Raw genomic sequence first — 921 nt, 5'->3', positions numbered from 1 at the left:
CCTGGGCCGCCACGGCCTACGCGGCGGGTCCCTCCCTCGCCCAGGCCGTCACCGCCCACGGCCCGCTGCCCGCCCACACCGTCCGGGCGCTGGCCGCCGGCCTCGCCGAGGCGCTGGCCACCGTGCACGCGCTGGACCTCGTCCACCGGGACGTGAAGCCGTCCAACGTGCTGCTCACCCTGGACGGCCCGCTGCTGATCGACTTCGGCATCGCCCGCGCCACCACCGGCACCGCCTCCCTCACCGCGACCGGCGCCTCGGTGGGCTCCCCCGGCTACATGGCCCCCGAACAGATCCTCGGTGGCCGGGTCACCGGCGCGGCGGACGTCTTCTCCCTGGGCGCGGTCCTCGCCTACGCGGCGACCGGCACCCCGCCCTTCCCCGGCGACTCCTCGGCCGCCCTGCTCTACAAGGTGGTCCACGAGGAACCGGAACTCGGCTCGCTGGACGGCGAGTTGCGCGAGGTCGCCGCCGCCTGCCTGGCCAAGGACCCCGCCGGCCGCCCCGCCCCCGCCGCCCTCGCCCGACGCCTGGCCCCGCAGGGCGCCGCCGCCCTGATCACCGGCGGCTGGCTCCCCGGCCCCCTGGTCGAGCAGGTCAGCCGGAGCGCGGTGCGGATCCTCAACCTGGAGGCGGCCGCCGACGCGCCCTCGGGCCCGGTGGACTTCAGCAGCCCGGCGGTGCCGGGGGAGTTCGGCCCGGCCCCGGTGATGACCCCGCCTCCGGAGACGGCGCCCGGCAAGGTGAGCGTCAGCCTGGCGGCGACCTCGGCACCGGGGGAGCGGGGACGCGGGCGCCGGATGAGCTGCACAGTGGCCCTCGCGGTGGCGGGCGCGCTGGCGGCGGTCTCCCTGGGCGTCACGACCTGGCTGCGCCCCGGCTCCGGCGACGGCGACGACACGGCGGGCAGCGCCCCGGCCC

At 78.6% G+C, this 921-nt stretch carries 1 protein-coding gene; it reads left to right on the top strand.

The window, feature by feature from the left end:
• A partial coding sequence (locus tag GT030_RS31490; protein WP_161204008.1) for a serine/threonine-protein kinase occupies window positions 1-921 on the top strand: 921 nt, incomplete at both ends.

Source organism: Streptomyces sp. SID1328 (genome assembly GCF_009865595.1).
In the GTDB taxonomy this organism is placed as follows: Bacteria; Actinomycetota; Actinomycetes; order Streptomycetales; family Streptomycetaceae; genus Streptomyces; species Streptomyces griseoluteus.
This window is presented reverse-complemented; position numbering and strand designations above follow the sequence as displayed.